Annotated in this window: 14 protein-coding genes, 2 tRNA genes and 1 riboswitch; of the genes, 13 read left to right on the forward strand and 3 right to left on the reverse strand. The window is 31.6% G+C overall.

The features are described from left to right. Positions 1–72: 72 nt before the first annotated feature. Together B8965_RS07820 and gdhA are read right to left on the reverse strand one after the other, a co-directional pair. Positions 73–2,781: a heavy metal translocating P-type ATPase gene (locus B8965_RS07820; RefSeq protein WP_084053401.1), complete on the reverse strand. Its 2,709-nt coding sequence runs from the start codon at positions 2,779–2,781 to the stop codon at positions 73–75. Positions 2,782–2,974: 193 nt separating this feature from the next. Next, on the reverse strand, positions 2,975–4,312 hold the full coding sequence (gene gdhA, locus B8965_RS07825; RefSeq protein ID WP_084053403.1) for an NADP-specific glutamate dehydrogenase: 1,338 nt from the start codon (positions 4,310–4,312) through the stop codon (positions 2,975–2,977). Between the two features lie 256 nt (positions 4,313–4,568). On the opposite strand from gdhA, the gene B8965_RS12615 reads away from it, so the two are divergent. From B8965_RS12615 to B8965_RS07885, 13 genes are all read left to right on the forward strand, one after another. Next, positions 4,569–4,739, forward strand: a complete 171-nt coding sequence (locus tag B8965_RS12615; protein WP_200805896.1) for a hypothetical protein — start codon at positions 4,569–4,571, stop codon at positions 4,737–4,739. Positions 4,740–5,031: 292 nt separating this feature from the next. After that, on the forward strand, positions 5,032–6,036 hold the full coding sequence (locus B8965_RS07830) for a YeiH family protein (protein ID WP_159446310.1): 1,005 nt from the start codon (positions 5,032–5,034) through the stop codon (positions 6,034–6,036). Between the two features lie 207 nt (positions 6,037–6,243). Further along, the gene (locus B8965_RS07835) at positions 6,244–6,642 is read left to right on the forward strand and encodes a hypothetical protein (protein WP_084053407.1); all 399 of its coding nucleotides are present in this window, start codon (positions 6,244–6,246) and stop codon (positions 6,640–6,642) included. Positions 6,643–6,829: 187 nt separating this feature from the next. Then, complete coding sequence (locus B8965_RS07840) at positions 6,830–7,858, forward strand: YeiH family protein (protein ID WP_084053409.1); 1,029 nt, start codon at positions 6,830–6,832, stop codon at positions 7,856–7,858. A 239-nt stretch (positions 7,859–8,097) separates the two neighbouring features. Continuing rightward, positions 8,098–8,253, forward strand: a riboswitch (glycine riboswitch). Between the two features lie 186 nt (positions 8,254–8,439). Next, positions 8,440–9,618 (forward strand): branched-chain amino acid ABC transporter substrate-binding protein, encoded by a 1,179-nt coding sequence (locus tag B8965_RS07845; protein ID WP_084053411.1) that lies wholly within the window; start codon positions 8,440–8,442, stop codon positions 9,616–9,618. Between the two features lie 74 nt (positions 9,619–9,692). Continuing rightward, positions 9,693–10,622, forward strand: a complete 930-nt coding sequence (locus B8965_RS07850; RefSeq protein ID WP_084053413.1) for a branched-chain amino acid ABC transporter permease — start codon at positions 9,693–9,695, stop codon at positions 10,620–10,622. A gap of 12 nt (positions 10,623–10,634) precedes the next feature. Then, positions 10,635–11,846: a branched-chain amino acid ABC transporter permease gene (locus tag B8965_RS07855; protein ID WP_084053415.1), complete on the forward strand. Its 1,212-nt coding sequence runs from the start codon at positions 10,635–10,637 to the stop codon at positions 11,844–11,846. Between the two features lie 4 nt (positions 11,847–11,850). Beyond that, complete coding sequence (locus B8965_RS07860; protein WP_084053417.1) at positions 11,851–12,624, forward strand: ABC transporter ATP-binding protein; 774 nt, start codon at positions 11,851–11,853, stop codon at positions 12,622–12,624. Beyond that, a complete protein-coding gene (locus B8965_RS07865; RefSeq protein WP_084053419.1) occupies positions 12,625–13,356 on the forward strand; it encodes an ABC transporter ATP-binding protein in 732 nt (243 codons plus the stop codon). 5 nt (positions 13,357–13,361) lie between these two features. Next, entirely contained in the window at positions 13,362–14,534 is a 1,173-nt protein-coding gene (locus B8965_RS07870) for a M20 family metallopeptidase (RefSeq protein ID WP_084053421.1), read from the forward strand. A 107-nt stretch (positions 14,535–14,641) separates the two neighbouring features. Further along, the gene (locus B8965_RS07875; RefSeq protein ID WP_084053423.1) at positions 14,642–17,119 is read left to right on the forward strand and encodes a diguanylate cyclase; all 2,478 of its coding nucleotides are present in this window, start codon (positions 14,642–14,644) and stop codon (positions 17,117–17,119) included. A gap of 58 nt (positions 17,120–17,177) precedes the next feature. Beyond that, positions 17,178–17,253 (forward strand) — tRNA-Thr (locus tag B8965_RS07880). A 4-nt stretch (positions 17,254–17,257) separates the two neighbouring features. Continuing rightward, positions 17,258–17,333, forward strand: a tRNA-Ala gene (locus tag B8965_RS07885). Positions 17,334–17,382: 49 nt separating this feature from the next. Here the strand turns inward: B8965_RS07885 and B8965_RS07890 are convergent. Further along, positions 17,383–17,598 carry a hypothetical protein gene (locus B8965_RS07890; RefSeq protein ID WP_084053425.1) on the reverse strand — a complete coding sequence of 72 codons (216 nt, stop codon included), beginning with the start codon at positions 17,596–17,598 and terminating at the stop codon, positions 17,383–17,385. Positions 17,599–17,603 lie beyond the last annotated feature (5 nt).

Below are 17,603 nucleotides of genomic sequence, written 5' to 3' on the forward strand. Positions count from 1 at the left end.
AAACTATAGGATATAGTATGAAATTAAAATTAAATGGTCACAAATATTGTAGTAGAAAAAAAAGCTAGAACATTAATGTTCTAGCTGAAAAAGTACATTTTCATATCTTTTTAATAAGAGTGAATTAGTTACAACGGAGACTGATGAAAAGGCCATAGCTAAACCTGCCCATTCAGGAGGTAGAAGATGACCGGTTAGAGGAAACAGTAAACCAGCAGCGATTGGAATGCCTAATACATTATAAAATAGGGCCCAAAATAAGTTTTGCTTGATTTTTGTTAAAGTTTTTCTTCCTAAACGAATTGCTCTTTCAACATCTAGTAAATTGTTTTTTACTAAAATAATGTCGCCCGTTTCTTTAGCTACATCTGTACCTGAACCAATTGCAATTCCGATATCAGCTTGAGCCAGGGCAGGGGCATCATTAATTCCATCGCCAACCATAGCAACTTTGTATTTTTTTGCTTGATAGTCTTTAATTATATTTATTTTGTCTTCTGGTAGTATTTCCGCTATTATCTCATCGATCCCAACTTCTTGACCTACTACATTTGCTACCTTTTGATTATCACCTGTAATCATAAATGTTTTAATTCCTAATTCATGAAGTCGAGAAATTGCTTCCTTAGTAGTTTCTTTTAAGACATCAGCTAAAGCAATTATACCAATACATTTTTGATCTAAAGCTATAAACATAGTTGTTTTTCCTTCGGAGGCAAGTTTATTAAAATCATCTAAAGTATTTTGGTAATTAACCTTATATTTTGTCATTAATTTAATATTTCCGATAAGTAAGGTTTGTCTGTTATAAGTACATTTGATGCCATGACCACTTTCTTCAAAATAATCAGTAACATCTTCAATTATGATATTTTCACGATGAGCTTCTTTTACAATAGCTTGAGCTAAGGGATGAAGAGAAGGTTTTTCACCTGCTGCTGTAATTTTAAGTACTTCATCCCTAGAATACTTTTCAAAAGATACTATATCTGTAACTTCTGGAGTTCCTTTAGTTAAGGTGCCTGTTTTATCAAAGCCAATAGCATCTAATGTAGCTATTTCTTCTAAAACAGCAGCAGACTTAAATAAAATCCCACGGTTTAGCCCAATACCACTACCTACCATAATGGCCGTAGGTGTAGCAAGTCCTAAAGCACAAGGGCAAGCTATAACTAAGACAGCTATACTTGCAGTAAAGGCAAAAACAAAGTCAGAATCTACAATAAAATACCAAACTAAAAATGTGATAACAGAAATAGTTACAACTATAGGTACAAAATACTGGGATATTTTATCAGCAAGTCTCTGAATAGGAGGCTTTACTCCTTGAGCATCTTCGACCATTTTTATAATATTAGAGAGAACGGTATCTTTACCTGTTTTAGTTGTTTTAACTTTGATACTCCCAGATTTATTAATTGTTGCTCCAATTACTTCGGCACCAACTGATTTTTCGATAGGTATTGATTCTCCAGTAAGCATTGATTCGTCTATACTTGTTTGTCCTTCAATAATTTCCCCATCAACAGGAACTTTCTCACCAGGTTTAACTACTACAATATCACCTATTTGAAGACTAGAAGCACTAACTTCTTTTTCATCTCCATCTATAAAAATTCGCGCTTTATCAGCTTGTAATTCAAGAAGAGACTTTAAGGCTGTGGTAGCTTTACCCTTAGCTCTTGCCTCTAAAAATTTACCAAACCGGATAAAGGTGATCAGGATTGCTGAAGTATCAAAGAAGGTAGGCCCTTCAAAGAAAATATCAGGAAAAGTGGTTAATACACTGTATCCATAAGCAGCCGTAATTCCTAATGAAACAAGCACGTCCATATTCGCGGCTCCATTTTTTAAGGCATGATATGCACTTTTATAAAAGGTTAATCCTGCGGTAAATTGAACAATAGTAGCAATAAAGAACATAAAATAGATAACCCCGGGAGTCATTGGTAAAAACCACATAATCGGCATCAGGGGAAGAGATAAAACAGCACTAAAGATAAGCCAATTTCTTTCTTTGTTAGCTATTTGCAGATCATCTTTATCATCTTTATTTTTTAAAGGTTCATAACCAGCATCACGAACTTTTGCAAAAATTGTATCAATATTTATAGTTTCAGGATCAAATTCAACACTTACTGTTTCATTTGCAAAATTGACAGCAGTTTTTTGAACTCCCTTTGTCCCATTTAACTTTTTTTCAATAGCTAAAGCACAATTAGCACATGTCATTCCATTTACTTTAAACTGCGTTTTATTTTCCTTGGTCTTTACTCCATAGCCCAGGTCTTTGATTTTATTAATTATTTCTTCATCTTTCACTTTATCTGTATCTATTTCCACAGAAAGTTTTTCAGAGGCAAAATTAACATTTGCAGTTTTTATTCCATCCATAGTTTTAACCTTTTTTTCAATAGCCATAGCGCAATTAGCGCAAGTCATACCCGTTAGTTCAAATTGCTTTGTTACTGTTTTATTTTCTTTTTCACTAGGCGTAATGATTTCAGGTGGCTGAACCTTAGTATCGATCTGTGTTTTTTCTGTATTTGTAGGCTCATCTATGGACTCCACAGCCTTTGATTCTGTAGGATAGCCTGCTTTAGTAATAGCTTCTTTAATTGCTGTTAAATCAATTTGCTCAGGGTCATAGCTAAAACTAGCTGTTTCATCTTCAAGCGTAACTTCTACATCTTTAATACTCGGTAACTTTTCTAAAATAGTCGTAACTCTTTTTACGCAGTGTCCGCAAGTCATATCATAGACTTTGATTTTTTCGTTCATTAACTCAACTCCTCTCTATATTAGTAATTATTTCCGCATTTAAAACATAGTATACCCCCCTATCATATGTGTCAAGATATGCTAGGATTAAAATACTCAATCTTTTATTAGAATTTATAAAAATAGAAGCAAGTAACTTTAAAGTTACTTGCTTCTATTTATTATTTCAAATTATGTGATTTTAAAATTAAACTTAAACTATACCTTGGTCAAGCATTGCATCAGCAACTTTAACAAAACCAGCTATATTTGCACCTGCTGCATAGTTAATATAGTCGCCTTCTTTACCATAAGTCATGCATTGTTCATGGATATTTTTCATAATTGTTGAAAGTCTTTCATCAACCTCATCACGGCACCAACATAAACGCATACTATTTTGCGTCATTTCTAGACCACTAGTACTTACGCCACCGGCATTTACGGCTTTAGCTGGTCCATAAAGAATTTTAGCACTTAAAAAAACATCGAAAGCTCCAGGTGTACTAGGCATATTAGCGCCTTCAGCAACGCAGAAACAACCATTTTTAATAAGTTCTTTAGCATCATCGCCATTGATTTCATTTTGGGTAGCACAAGGAATAGCAATATCACATTTAATAGACCATGGACGCTTTCCTTCTAAATATTCACATCCATAATGATCTGCATATTCTTTAATACGACCACGTTTAACATTTTTAAGTTCTTTAATGAAATCTAATTTTTCTTCGGTGATACCTTCTGGATCATAAATAGTACCATTAGAATCAGATAAAGTAACAACCTTAGCTCCTAGGTGAATTGCTTTTTCAGTAGCAAATTGAGCAACATTACCTGAGCCAGAGATTAATATTGTTTTACCTTCAATACTTTTACCATGTGCTTCAAGCATTTCCTTAGCAAAATAAAGGGTACCATAGCCTGTAGATTCAGGTCTAATTAAACTACCACCCCAGTTACGTCCTTTTCCAGTTAATACTCCGGTAAATTCGTTTTGCAACTTTTTATATTGGCCAAACATATATCCTACTTCACGAGCACCTACTCCAATATCACCAGCTGGAACGTCAGTATTTGGACCGATATGTCTATATAATTCTGACATAAATGATTGGCAAAAACGCATTACTTCATTATCAGATTTGCCTTTAGGATCGAAGTCAGCACCGCCTTTACCACCACCCATAGGAAGGGTGGTTAAAGAGTTTTTAAAAACTTGTTCAAAAGCTAAAAATTTTAATACGCTTAAGCAAACTGAAGGGTGAAAACGAATACCACCTTTATAAGGCCCAATAGCACTATTCATTTGCACGCGATATCCACGATTTACATGGACTTCACCTTTATCATCTACCCAAGGAACTCTAAATATAATCACTCTTTCAGGTTCTGCTATTCTCTCTAAAATTTTAGCATCAGTATATTTAGGATTTTTGTCTAAAAAAGGAGCAAGAGTAGAGGCAACCTCATGAACTGCTTGATGAAATTCTTTTTCTTCAGGATCCCTTGCAATTATTTTTTCCATAAATGAATCTAAATTAAACGCCATTATAATATCCTCCTATTGTTTAATCCTTTTATAAGGTCAAAAAGGTTAAAATATTTTATATTACATCTAATGATTAAAAATTACTTCTATTAATTGTTACGGTTTTAATTTTAGCAAAAGGATATTTTAATACAATAGAGTTAGAGAAAGTATATTGTATACTAAGGTGTATGATTAAGTAAATTCATTGCTGTTAACATATTTTAATACATAATTTTTTTAAAAAGGCTAATAATACTATTAGGAGGTGTAATTAATGCGAAAGAAAAATAATACTACTAGTATGGCGGTTACAGGCGTAGGTACTTTAGTAACAGGTGCAGGAGCATTGTTGCGGGGAAGAGTAGGAGCTGGAGTAATGGGTTTTGGTTTAGCCCACGTTGTACTGGGTGTATTAGATAATTTTCGACCTAAAAGTCGTTGGTAATTTTGCATTAAGAACCCTTTTAACGCCGTCCTTAGGGACGGTTTTTTATTTTATAGTTAAATAAGTATAATTTATTTGTTATACATTTAACAAAACATTAAGTGAATTGTTATCAATATAATGAGAAATATATATATTTAATAAATAAAAGAAATAAGATAACAGTATTTTACAAAGTGTTCGTTACTTAATAGAATAGTATTAAAGATTCAGACAATTAGAGGGAAAGAGATTATAAACTAATTTTAAGGTGTTAAAGTTGATTTAAATGTTAAAGATGGGGGTTGATATTATGGATACTAAAAAAATAATACCGGGTTTATTATTTACAACTGCATTAGCTTGGGTTTCAATAAAAATCCAAAACTTAGAAGTATTACAAAATATGCACTTAAGCTCATTAATTGTAGCGATAGTGTTAGGTATGTTAATCAAGAATATATTGCCAGTTCCTGAAACTTTTTCTGCAGGGATTACTTTTTCAGTAAAGCGTGTTTTAAGATTAGCAATTATATTATTAGGTTTTAAATTAAGTTTTGCAGAGGTAACACAAATTGGTGGTAGAGGATTTATTTTAGTATTTTTTGTTACTATCATTACCATTTTATTTACTGTTTGGTTAGGTAAAAAAATGGGTTTAGATGATAAATTAGCTTTACTAATTGGAGCAGGATCTTCAATATGTGGAGCATCAGCAATTGCAGCCGTAGCCCCAGTCGTTGATGCTGATGAAAGAGATACTACTTTTGCAATTGCAACTGTAACCATTTTTGGAACCATAGCAATGTTTGCTTTCCCTTTTATGTATAAAGTATTTCATTTACCAAATCTGCTATACGCAGTTTGGGCAGGATCATCTATTCATGAAGTTGCTCAAGTGGTAGCTGCAGGGTTTGCTGCAGGAGATGAAGCAGGACAGTTTGCAACTTTAATAAAATTAACGAGAGTATTATTAATCATACCGATAGCAATCTTTTTAGGAGTTAAAGAAGCTAAGAAAAAACAAAATGGAAAAACAATTAGCATGAAGCAAATAACTATACCTTGGTTTGTATTTGGGTTTTTAGCAGTAGTAATAATTAATTCAATTAACATAGTACCTCAAAACTTAACAGGTCAATTTCTTGCTATCGATGCATTTTTATTAACAATTGCAATGGGTGGTATGGGGCTGTCAACAGATCTAGAAAAAATGAAAAAGGTAGGAATGAAACCTTTTTACCTAGGACTTACTACTTCAGTGTTTATCGCAGTTTTAGGATTTGCAGCATCTAAACTATTATTTACTGGATTTTAAAATGAAATAAATAAATTATTATTCACTGAAATGAAGTTTATGCCTCCTAGCTAAAAATTTTAATTAGTTAGGAGGTATCTTTATGAGCTTATAAGCATAAGATATTTTTATAATAATGATAATTAGGTTATAATAGATTCGATAGTTACATTATTAACAAGGATAAAATTTAAAAGATTGAAAATACTATCTATGGAGGTAAGGTAAATGAAACGAATATTTTGTATTTTACTTTGGTTTATAACTTTAGTTGTAATCGCATTTTCTCTATTTAATACTCTTTCTTTCCAATACTTCTGGGCGGTAATTATATTTTTAAGTATTTATTTTGGTTTAAATACATCTCAAGAAATTAAGATATCAGATGAAATGAGCCATCAAATAATTACATGGGTAAATAAATATAAACAGTATTCGTATTGTGAACGCCAATGGTTTTTAGAAAAAGTAGTTAATAGGTCTGTAGCCAGTAATAAATCACAAGAAGCTATTAAATTTTTAAATTATATCCTAAAAGCAGAACCTGATAATGATTTAGCTAAAAACTTAATGGTATCAATCTGGGGAATGGAAGTTTTAAATACTTATACTCAAAATAAAAGGTAATGACAAAATGTCATTGCCTTTTTTTGTCTATAAGCAAAAGGTAAGATATTTCACAAGGTGATTAGTAAATTTTATACCTAATACTTTTTAAAGATGATGTTTGAAATAAAAATAATAGATTTTACAGGTGAAGCTTAAATGTTTAGAATATTATTAATAGTTAGATAAATAATAAGGAGGAAATCAAATGAGCGTTAAAAGCAATATTTTACCTGGTCTTGTGTTAGCAGGTGTAATTGCCGGAGTATCTCAGTACCTGGAAGAATTGATTGTTATAGGAGGACAGCATCCGATAAGTGGAGTAATTCTTGCAATTTTGATAGGTATTCTTATTAAAAATACAGTCAAAGTTGGCGATTCATTTCAACCAGGAATTCGTTTTGCATTACAAAAAGTTTTAAAAGGTGCTATTATTTTGTTAGGATTAAGTTTAAGTTTTACAGCTGTTCTAAAAACAGGTGCTGATGCATTAATAATTATTTTAATCTGTGTAACTGCTGCTATTTCTTTAACCTTTTTTATTGGTAAGAAAATGGGATTACCAGATAAGTTAGCAGCCTTAATTGGTATTGGTTGTGCAATTTGTGGATCAACTGCTATCTGTGCAGCAGCTCCTGCAATTGAAGCTGAAGATGAAGATGTAACATTTTCGGTTGCAACGATTACTCTTTTTGGTGTAGTAGCAATCTTCCTTTATCCAATAATCGGTAAAATGTTATTATTAACAGACATGCAATTTGGTACTTGGTCAGGTATTGCTGTACATGAAACGGCTCAAGTTATTGCAGCTGGATTTGCTTATAGCGATGAAGCAGGTAAAATTGCGACTGTTGTAAAATTAACTCGTACAGTTTTATTAGCACCACTAGTATTAATATTTGGTATTATTTATGCAAGACAAAAGCAAGGTTCAACTACTCAAAAGGTAAATTATTTAAGAATATTCCCTTGGTTTGTTTTAGGTTTCATTGCATTAGCTATTTTCCGTACTTATGGTGATACAATTTGGATGGATAGCGCTCAATGGACTGCATTCTTAGCTCAAGGTAAAACTATTGCAAAATTCTTAATTGTAGTAGCTATGGCTGGTGTTGGACTATTAACAAACTTTGAAGACATGAAAAGAGTAGGTATTAAACCGTTTATAGTTGGCTTAATTGCTTCAGTAATAATGGCAGTATTTAGTATTATTTTGGTTTATGCTTTAGGTATATAGATATTAGAATAATATGATTAAAAAAGTGCTATTAATAGCACTTTTTTAATGTAAAAAAATAATACTTTTTGACAAATACAATGATTTTATGTAATATTTAAACATTGCTATATTTGTAATATTAAAACTTAATACTCGTGGGATGAAGGTTACAGGAGAAGAACTTAGTTCTGCCGAAGGGTTATGATTTTAAATAATCGAAGATCTCAGGCTTCCTAACATGGAAAAGTACTGTAACTGGACCAGCCTCTGGAGAGACCTATTAAATTAGGCGCCGAAGGAGCAAATCTATTTTGTAAACCTTTTATTTTCTTAGTTGAGTAAAGATAATCAATAAGAGAAGAAAAATGGTTATAATTAGATAAACTCTCAGGCAAAAGGACAGGGGATGTGAGAATAATAAGATATATAAGTTAATATTATATCTTATTTGTGATATATTTTTTTTGAAATATATCTTCGCACTCCTGAGAATTTATCCAAAGAGGCTAAGTAGATACTTAGTCTTTTTTTATTGGTAAAAAAGGTTGAGGCAGCTTAAATTTAAGTTTTAAAAAACTAAATAATTTGGAGGAATTTTAATGAAAAAGTATTTAGCACTAATTTTAATTATTTGTTTATTTGTACCACTAGGATTAACTGGTTGTGGGTCAAATGGTCAATCATCAGATCTTAAAAAAGTAAAAATAGCTTATGTAGGACCAATTACTGGACCAAATGCTGCAATTGGACTTGGAATGAGAAATTCAGCGGAACTAGCAGTTAAGCAAGCGAATGCAAAGAAAGATCTACCTTTTGAACTTGAATTAGTTGTTTTAGACGATCAAAGTGATCCAGCTGTTGCTGTAAATGCAGTTAATATGGCAGCAAGTGATCCAGAAATTTTAGCTACTGTAGCCCATTTTAATAGTGGATGTGCTCTTGCTACAAAGGATGTATTTAATAAATATGGTCTATCAGCTGTAATTTTATCTGCGATCAATGATAAAATTACTGAGGATGGTTATGCTGAAATTACGCGTGTTATAGCTGCTTCTAAATTACAAAATACTTTTGCAGGTGATGTAGCAGTAAAAGATTTTGGAGTAAAGAAAATTGCTGTAATTCATGACCAAACAGATTATGGTAAAACTAATGCAGAGCAATTTATTGCAAAGGCAAAAGAAAATGGTGCTGAAATGCTGTGTTTTGAAGGAATTGCAGTAGGACAACAAGATTTTTCATCATTACTTACAAAAATTAAATCCTTAAATCCAGAAATGATCTTTTTTGGAGGATTAGCTACAGAAGCAGCTTTAATTAAAAGACAAATGAATGAAAGTGATATTCCAGCTATCTTAATGAGTGACTCTGGTATTCACACGGATACTTTTATAGATATAGCGAAAGACTTAGGAGAAGGTACTTTATGTAGTGGATTAATTAGTCCTATTGAAGATTTACCAAAAGGCCAAGATTTTATCAAAGCTTATGAAGAAGCTAAATATAAAGATTATTATGAAGCATTTGGACCTTTTGCTTACGATGCTACTAATATCGTTATAAAGGCTTTACAAGATGCTGAGAAACTCGATAGAGAAAGTATAACGAAGGCTATCAAGTCAACTAAAGATTATGAGGGTGTTCTTGGGACAACTACATTTGATGAAAGTGGACAAACAAAATTAAATACAGTTATTACTTATGTAGTTAAGGACGGAAAATGGGTTCCTTTCAAAGACTCTGGTTTAACTATAACTGAAGGTCAATATAAAAAATAATTAAATATTAGTTTTATGAATTGTAGACTTGTTATTAAAGTCTACAATTCATTTTTTAGAAGGGAGCAAATTATATGGTTGATACGGCTGTAATTATTCAGCAGATATTAAATGCCTTAAGTTTAGGAGCAATGTATGTATTAGTAGCTGTGGGCTTTACATTGTTTTTTGGAGTTATAGATATTATCAACTTTTCTCATGGTGAAATTTTTATGTTGGGAGCATTTATTGCTTTAACAACGATAGGATTTTTTGCGGGAACTGGTTTTTTAACACAGCACTATATTTTAGTTTTTATTATTGTTTTATTAGTAACTGTTATTTTAAGTGGTCTAGTAGGTAGCGTAATAGAACGAACAATTATTAAACCGATGCGTGGAGCATCTGATTTAATGCTGCTATTATTAACCTTAGGTGTTTCTATTATTATTCGTGAAGGTGTAATGATTTTTTACCCTAATGGGGCTAATCCACAATCATTTCCTGACCTATTTCCGAATGAAAGCTTAACAATTTTTAATGTTGTTATTAAATATGAGCAGATATTTATCATTGCTTTATCTTTGTTTTTAGTGATTTTGTTGCATTTATTTGTAACAAAAACAAGATATGGACGATATATGTTAGCAACCTCACAAGATAAAGAGGCAGCTATGATGATGGGTATTAGTATTGATAGAATTATAATTTTAACCTTTTTTATTGGTTCGGCACTTGGAGCAATTGCAGGTCTTATGAACGGTATTTATTATAATATTATAAAATTTAATATGGGCTTCTTAATAGGCATAAAAGGATTTTCAGCAGCGGTAGTTGGTGGCCTTGGTAATATTTATGGAGCTATTGTAGGTGGATTTTTATTAGGATTTTTAGAAATGTTTGCGGCAGCCTTTATTCCTGGGGGCTCAAGGTATCAAGACGTAATTGGATTTGTAATTGTAATATTATTTCTTGTTTTTAAACCATCGGGTATTTTTGGTGAAAAGGTGTATGAAAAAGTATAAGGAGGTGTTTGTATGAATATAAAAATGAAACATATTATTAGCATTACGTTAATGGAGATAGTTGCTTATGTATTATTGCTAAGCATTATAGTAGTTGAAGATTATTTAATATCTGCATTTTTAGTTTTAGCGACAACGATAGGTTTTAGTATGTTTAAAAAGAAACAGGCTAATTCATATGAGAAGATAAAGAATTTATTCGAGGATAATAAAATTTTCTCATATATAGTTTTATTTATTTTAGTATGTACCTTTCCAATCTTACAAGCACATAATCCATATTGGATTCAAGTAGCGATAATGGTTTGTTTATATATTATGATGTCTTTAGGTCTAAATGTTATGGTGGGAAACACTGGACTTACTTGCTTAGGTTATGCTGCCTTTTATGCAATTGGAGCTTATACATATGGAATTTTAGCAAGTAGATTTGGCTTATCTTTTTGGCTTTGTATACCGATTTCAGCTTTATTTGTAATGGCTTTTGGATTTTTACTGGGTTTACCGGCTCTAAGAGTTAAAGGTCATTACCTTGCTTTGGTAACTATTGCTTTTGGGCTTGTAGTCTACCAATTAACTATCAATTTAGAAAATTTAACGGGTGGAGCTAATGGATTAATGAATATTCCTGCTCCAAGTATTGGCGGATACTCTTTTAATTCTCCTTTAAATTTAGGATTTATTAATTTGCCTTTTCATGCTAATTATTTTTATTTATCTTTAGTTTTTGTTGCAATTGCTATATTGGTAGTAAATCGCTTATCACATTCTTTAACAGGTTTAACCTTAAATGCAATACGTGAAGACCAATTAGCCGCACAGTGTTATGGTGTGGACTTAACTAAAAACAAATTGTGGGCTTTTGCTTTTGGCGCAATCTTTGGTGGAGTTGCCGGAACCATTTATGCAGGAATGGTAGGATTTATTGCTCCAGAGAACTTTACTTATCATCATTCTATTTTAATTTTAAGTATGATTTTATTAGGTGGAATTGATTCCATTCCCGGTGTCATCTTAGGAGCAATAATTTTAACTATTGTACCGGAAAAATTTAGAGCCTTTGCAGATTATCGTATGATGTTTTATGGATTAACTATTGTCTTAATTCTCTTATTTAAAAATGACGGTTTAATCCCTGCTCGCACACGCAAGTTTACTTCTAAATGGAAAAGCAGGCCACAGGGGCAGAAAAATCATCTTACTATATATAAAGTAGGGAAGTGAAAATGTGGAATTATTAAAGACAACAAATCTAACAATGCAATTTGGAGGACTCGTTGCTGTTAATAAAGTTAGCTTTAATTTAAATAGGGCTGAAAATATTGGAATTATTGGTCCTAATGGATCAGGTAAAACTACATTTTTTAATTTATTAACAGGAATTTACGAGCCAACTGGCGGTGATATTATATTTGAAGGTAAAAAAATTAATGGCTCTAGACCTGATTATAATTATAATTTAGGAATTGCTAGAACATTTCAAAATGGTCGTTTATTTTGGAAATTAAATGTATTAGAAAATGTAATGATGGGGCTACATACAAAGCAAAAAAGTTTTCTGTGGGATGCTGTTTTCCGGACTAAAAAAGAAAGGCAAGAAGAAAAAGAAGCTGTTGAGAGTGCACGAGAAATTTTAGGGTTTTTTAGTAAAAAATTATTAGAACAACAAGATAAATTAGCCAGTGACCTTTCATATGCTGATCGCAGAAGACTTGAAATATGTCGGGCTTTAGTTTCTAAGCCTAAATTACTTATTTTGGATGAACCATCAGCAGGCATGGATCCTAATGAAACCCTTGAATTAGTAGAAGATATAAAAAAGATTAGAAAAATAGAAGAAGATATATCAATTATTGTAATTGAACATGATATGGGACTAATTGAGGGTTTAGCTGATCGGGTAATCTGCTTTAGTTCTGGGGATAAAATTGCTGAAGGAAGTTTTAACGAAGTAAGTAAAGATAAAGAAGTTATTCGTGCTTACTTAGGGGAGGACGAATAAATGCTAGAACTAAAAAATATCACTACACACTATGGCTCAATTAGAATTTTAAGGGATGTTAATTTAAAAGTAAAAAAAGGTGAAATCACATGCCTTCTAGGAAGTAATGGAGCAGGAAAAAGTACGACGATTAAAACAATTATCGGCCTTGTGAAACCTAGTTCAGGTGAAATATATTTTGAAAATGAACGTATAGATAGTATTAATACACCAGAAATAGTTAAGAAAGGGATAGCTACTGTACCAGAAGGCAGGAGATTGTTTCCAAAGTTAACTGTTGAAGATAATTTATTAATAGGGGCTTGTACTTTAAAGGATCAAAAAAAGATCCAAGCTAATCTAGAAAAATCTTATAGTATCTTCCCTAGATTAAAAGAAAGAAGAAGTCAAACTGCTGGAACATTAAGTGGGGGAGAGCAACAAATGGTCGCTATGTGCAGGGCTCTCATGAGTGAACCTAAACTAATTCTAATGGATGAACCTTCTTTAGGTTTAGCTCCTATTCTTATTAAAGAAATATTTGAGACTATTGTGAAGGTCAAGAATGAACTAGGAACATCAATTTTTCTAATTGAACAAAACGCACATAAGGCTATTGAAATAGCAGACCATGTTTATGTAATTCAAAAAGGAGAAATTATCTTAGAAAGTAGTGGAGATGAAAAAATAAATAAAGAAGAAATAGAAAAGGCTTACTTGCACAAAAACACTGAAAAGTATGGAACGAGGTGATAGATATGAATGTTGACGAAATATATAGCTTACTAGAACAAGAAAAGGCTATTAAATTATTACAACAGATGCTACAAATGAATACAACTAATCCACCTGGAAATGAAGAACCTTTAGCTAAATTTATCAGTAATTATTTAAATGAGCATGAAATTGAAAGCTATATCGATGAATTAGAAGTAATGCGTGCAAATGTGATTGGTGTTATCAAAGGAAATGGTGAAAATAAGGATTTATTATTTAATGGACATTTAGATGTAGTGCCTACAGGTGAATCTAAATGGAGGCATGATCCTTTTAGTGGAGTAATAGAAGATGGAAAAATTTATGGACGTGGGGCATCAGATATGAAGGGTGGCCTAGCTGCCATGATTATAGCAGCGTGCTTAGTGAAAAAAGCTGATATAGAATTAAAAGGAGATTTATTAATTACAGGTACAGCTGGAGAAGAATTTGATAGCATAGGAGCTAAAGATTTACTTACAAAAGAATGTCTAAAAAATGTAGGAGTGGCGGTAATAGCTGAACCAAGTGAATTAAAACTATTTACTGCTACCAAGGGAACCCTATGGTTAAGTTTTGAGACCTTTGGAAAAACTGCACATGGGTCTATGCCTGAGTATGGTAATAATGCTATTTTACAGATGAATAAGTTAATTACAAAAATAAATGAATATAAATTTATGTATAAACAGCATCCGTTATTAGGACATCCTACAATTAATATAGGTACATTAGAGGGTGGAGTAAAAACTAATGTTGTGCCAGATCATTGTAAAATAACAGTAGATATACGTACAATTCCTGGGCAAGATAATGAAACTATTATTACTGATATGCAGAATATTATAAATGATTTAACAAGAGAAAACGAAGGATTTAACTGTTCCTTAAAGGTTATTAATAATCGTCATCCCGTAGAAACAGATATTAATGATTCTTTTGTTAGTATGGCAATTAAGGCTGCAAAAAAATCTTTAGGTAAGGATTTAATTCCATTAGGGGTGAATTTTTACACTGATGCCTCAATTTTTGTACATAACTTAAAGATTCCAGCAATTATATTCGGACCAGGAGATGAAAGGCTAGCACATCAACCTGATGAATATGTCGAAACTCAAAAATATTTAGATTCTATAAAATTTTATATCTCGATAATATTGGAATATTTAACATAAAAGATAGGTTTATGCCTATCTTTTTTTATAATAAAGGAAAGTTTTGATCTGTTACAGAATAGTATTAATTGATACAAAAAGTTAATGCTGTTTTGGAGGCTAGTAAAATGTGGAGGTTTCATAAAACTCGGATAATCATCATATTTACTGTGGTTATTATGTTGTTTTTTAATTATATAGTAAGCAAAAAATTAATGATTAATAATTTCTCTGAATTAGAAAATGCACAGGCTGCCGAAGATATTATGCATATAAAAAACTCTTTGAATGAAAAGGCCGAATCATTAAATAATTTAGGTAAATACTGGGCTTCTAAAGAAAAGAGTATAGATTTTATTCAGAATCCCTATAATCAGTATTTTCAAGATTATATAGAAATAAATTTATTAAAGGATAATAATCTTAATGTTATTATGTATCTAAATGCTAAAAATGAAATTGTTTATGCAAAGGAATTAAACCAAGAAAATCAATCAGATAAAAGTATTTATCCGGAGTTATACAAATATATTGAACAAAATCCAAAAATTCTGGAGTGCAAAAATCCTGATAATGCACCATGTGGTTTGGTGAAACTTGGAAATGAAACACTACTTATTTCTTTGTGTCCTTTAATAAAAAATGGTGCTCAAAAACCTGCTCAAGGAACATTAATTTTGGGGCGCTACTTAGATAAAGGTATTCTTAATTCCTTAACAAGTAATGATAAAATTAAATGTCAAATTGTAAATTATGATAAAGAAGATAATAATTATGGCCTTGACTGGAAAACATTGACAAATAAACCTTCGTTATCCAAAGAAATTAATTCGGAACACATGGTAGGGTACTCAATTCTTCATGATATTAATGGAAATGCAAATATGGTACTAAAAACTGAATTACCTAGAGATATTAACTTAAAGGCTAGACAAACTTTGAGATATTTACTAATTATTTTAGGTTCCAATTTAATGTTTATAGGTTTTGGAAGTAATCTTCTCCTTAAAAACAGGATACTTAATCCTGGAAAAAGACTTAGTAAGATTATAGATAAGTTTTCCAACTATGATATTTATCGTGGTAATATCAATTTAACTACAGAGGACACTAAACTAAAGTCCCCTGATAACTTTAATCATATGCTAAATACACTAGATGAAATCCAGGAAAATGTTACAAGTATAAATAAAACATTACAAGATATCATAGACTTTTTACCTGATCCTACTTTTGTGATTGATAATAATCAAAATGTCATTGCTTGGAATAGAGCTATTGAAGATATGACAGGTGTACTAAATCAAGAAATATTAGGAACAAGGAATTATTCAATACCCTTTTTTGATAGGATTGAACCTATGCTAATTGATTTAATCTTTGATAGTAATTTAAGGCTTAATGGAAACTTTGATAGCCTTAAAAAGGATGGAGATAAGTATTTTGCTACAAGATACAATGGAAAGGTATTTAATAACAAAGGAGCATTTTTATGGGCAAAGGCTTCCCCACTCTATGATGAAAGGGGTGAAAAGGTAGGGGCTATTGAATCTATACGTGATATTTCTGAACAGAAAGAAATCGAAGAAAAATTAAAGAGTTTAAGTTTTAAAGATCATTTAACTGGCACATATAATCGTACATTTTATGAGCAAGAAATATCGCGACATCAAACAAAAAATAATCAATCATTAGGAATAATAGTATTAGACCTTGATGGGTTAAAATTAATAAATGATACAATTGGACATCTAGCAGGAGATATGGTGTTAAAGACTGCTGTAAATATTATAAACAAATCTATACGAAAGCAAGACTTCTTAGCACGTATTGGAGGAGATGAGTTTTCTATACTTGTTACAGAAGCTAATCATGAAATTATGGAAAAGATAATTAGGAATATTTTGGAGAATTTAAATGTTTATAATACTAATTATCCTCAAATTCCTCTAAGTATTTCGCTTGGGTATGCTATAAGTGGAATGGAGAAAAGTATCGAAAGCACTATAAAAGAGGCGGATAATTATTTATATCGCCAAAAAACAAAGCAAAGACAAAATGCCAGAAGTAATATAGTTAAAGGTTTAATGGAAGCACAAAGTACTCTAGACTATAATACGCATAGTCATATGAGTAGATTACTAGACTTAGCTAGTAAATTTGCCCATAAATTAAACTTAACCCAAAACAGGGTAATGGATTTAAAACTATTAGTAAAGTTTCATGATATAGGTAAAGTGGGTATACCCCATAGAATATTACTTAAGCCTGAGGCTTTAACTAATGAAGAAATTAAAGAAATGCAATTACATACAGATATAGGATGCAGGATTGCTAAAGCAATAAAGGATATAGAACATATTGCTAGTTTAATTCAACAACATCATGAATGGTACAATGGTAAAGGATATCCTTTAGGATTAAAAGGAGAGGAAATTCCCCTAGAATGTCGGATAATTGCCATTATCGATGCGTACGATGCGATGACTAATGATAGACCATATCGTAAGGCATTAAGCCATGAAGAAGCGATTAAAGAAATAAAAAATAATGCAGGTACTCAATTTGATCCTAATTTAGTTAATGAATTTGTAAAATTATTTTAAAAAAAGGCTTGTACAATTTAAAGTGAGGTGCTATAATAATTCTTGGTTAGAGATTGTTGCCGACGTAGCTCAACTGGAAGAGCAGCTGACTTGTAATCAGCAGGTTGCGGGTTCGAGTCCCATCGTCGGCTCCAGTATGGGGGTATAGCTCAGCTGGGAGAGCACCTGCCTTGCAAGCAGGGGGTCAGCAGTTCAAATCTGCTTATCTCCACCAAAAAAACCAGAGGATTAATCCTCTGGTTTTTTTATGTCTCCAGAAATTTTTACATTAAGTTTTTGCTATCTACTATCTGTTGTGCTTGCTGAATTTGATTTTGTGCAAATTCTATAACCTTTTTAGCTTCTTTTACTTGATCCATATTATTACTATAAATAGCTTGATCAATGGCCTGTCCTGCTTTACTTAATTGCTCCTCGATTTGTTGTTGATATTGTTTCATTTGCATAACATCTGCTGAATTTGGCATTTTACCAGACATATGTA

Source organism: Desulfonispora thiosulfatigenes DSM 11270, from assembly GCF_900176035.1.
Classification (GTDB): domain Bacteria; phylum Bacillota; class Peptococcia; order Peptococcales; family Desulfonisporaceae; genus Desulfonispora; species Desulfonispora thiosulfatigenes.

What these genes read in the sequence shown, in the direction of transcription:
- B8965_RS07875 (WP_084053423.1), top strand. Translation starts at nt 14,642, where the DNA reads ATGTGGAGGTTTCATAAAACTCGGATAATCATCATATTTACTGTGGTT.
- B8965_RS12615 (WP_200805896.1), top strand. Translation starts at nt 4,569, where the DNA reads ATGCGAAAGAAAAATAATACTACTAGTATGGCGGTTACAGGCGTAGGT.
- B8965_RS07840 (WP_084053409.1), top strand. Translation starts at nt 6,830, where the DNA reads ATGAGCGTTAAAAGCAATATTTTACCTGGTCTTGTGTTAGCAGGTGTA.
- B8965_RS07855 (WP_084053415.1), top strand. Translation starts at nt 10,635, where the DNA reads ATGAATATAAAAATGAAACATATTATTAGCATTACGTTAATGGAGATA.
- B8965_RS07870 (WP_084053421.1), top strand. Translation starts at nt 13,362, where the DNA reads ATGAATGTTGACGAAATATATAGCTTACTAGAACAAGAAAAGGCTATT.
- B8965_RS07845 (WP_084053411.1), top strand. Translation starts at nt 8,440, where the DNA reads ATGAAAAAGTATTTAGCACTAATTTTAATTATTTGTTTATTTGTACCA.
- B8965_RS07830 (WP_159446310.1), top strand. Translation starts at nt 5,032, where the DNA reads ATGGATACTAAAAAAATAATACCGGGTTTATTATTTACAACTGCATTA.
- B8965_RS07835 (WP_084053407.1), top strand. Translation starts at nt 6,244, where the DNA reads ATGAAACGAATATTTTGTATTTTACTTTGGTTTATAACTTTAGTTGTA.
- B8965_RS07865 (WP_084053419.1), top strand. Translation starts at nt 12,625, where the DNA reads ATGCTAGAACTAAAAAATATCACTACACACTATGGCTCAATTAGAATT.
- B8965_RS07890 (WP_084053425.1), bottom strand. Translation starts at nt 17,598, where the DNA reads ATGTCTGGTAAAATGCCAAATTCAGCAGATGTTATGCAAATGAAACAA.
- B8965_RS07820 (WP_084053401.1), bottom strand. Translation starts at nt 2,781, where the DNA reads ATGAACGAAAAAATCAAAGTCTATGATATGACTTGCGGACACTGCGTA.
- B8965_RS07850 (WP_084053413.1), top strand. Translation starts at nt 9,693, where the DNA reads ATGGTTGATACGGCTGTAATTATTCAGCAGATATTAAATGCCTTAAGT.
- gdhA (WP_084053403.1), bottom strand. Translation starts at nt 4,312, where the DNA reads ATGGCGTTTAATTTAGATTCATTTATGGAAAAAATAATTGCAAGGGAT.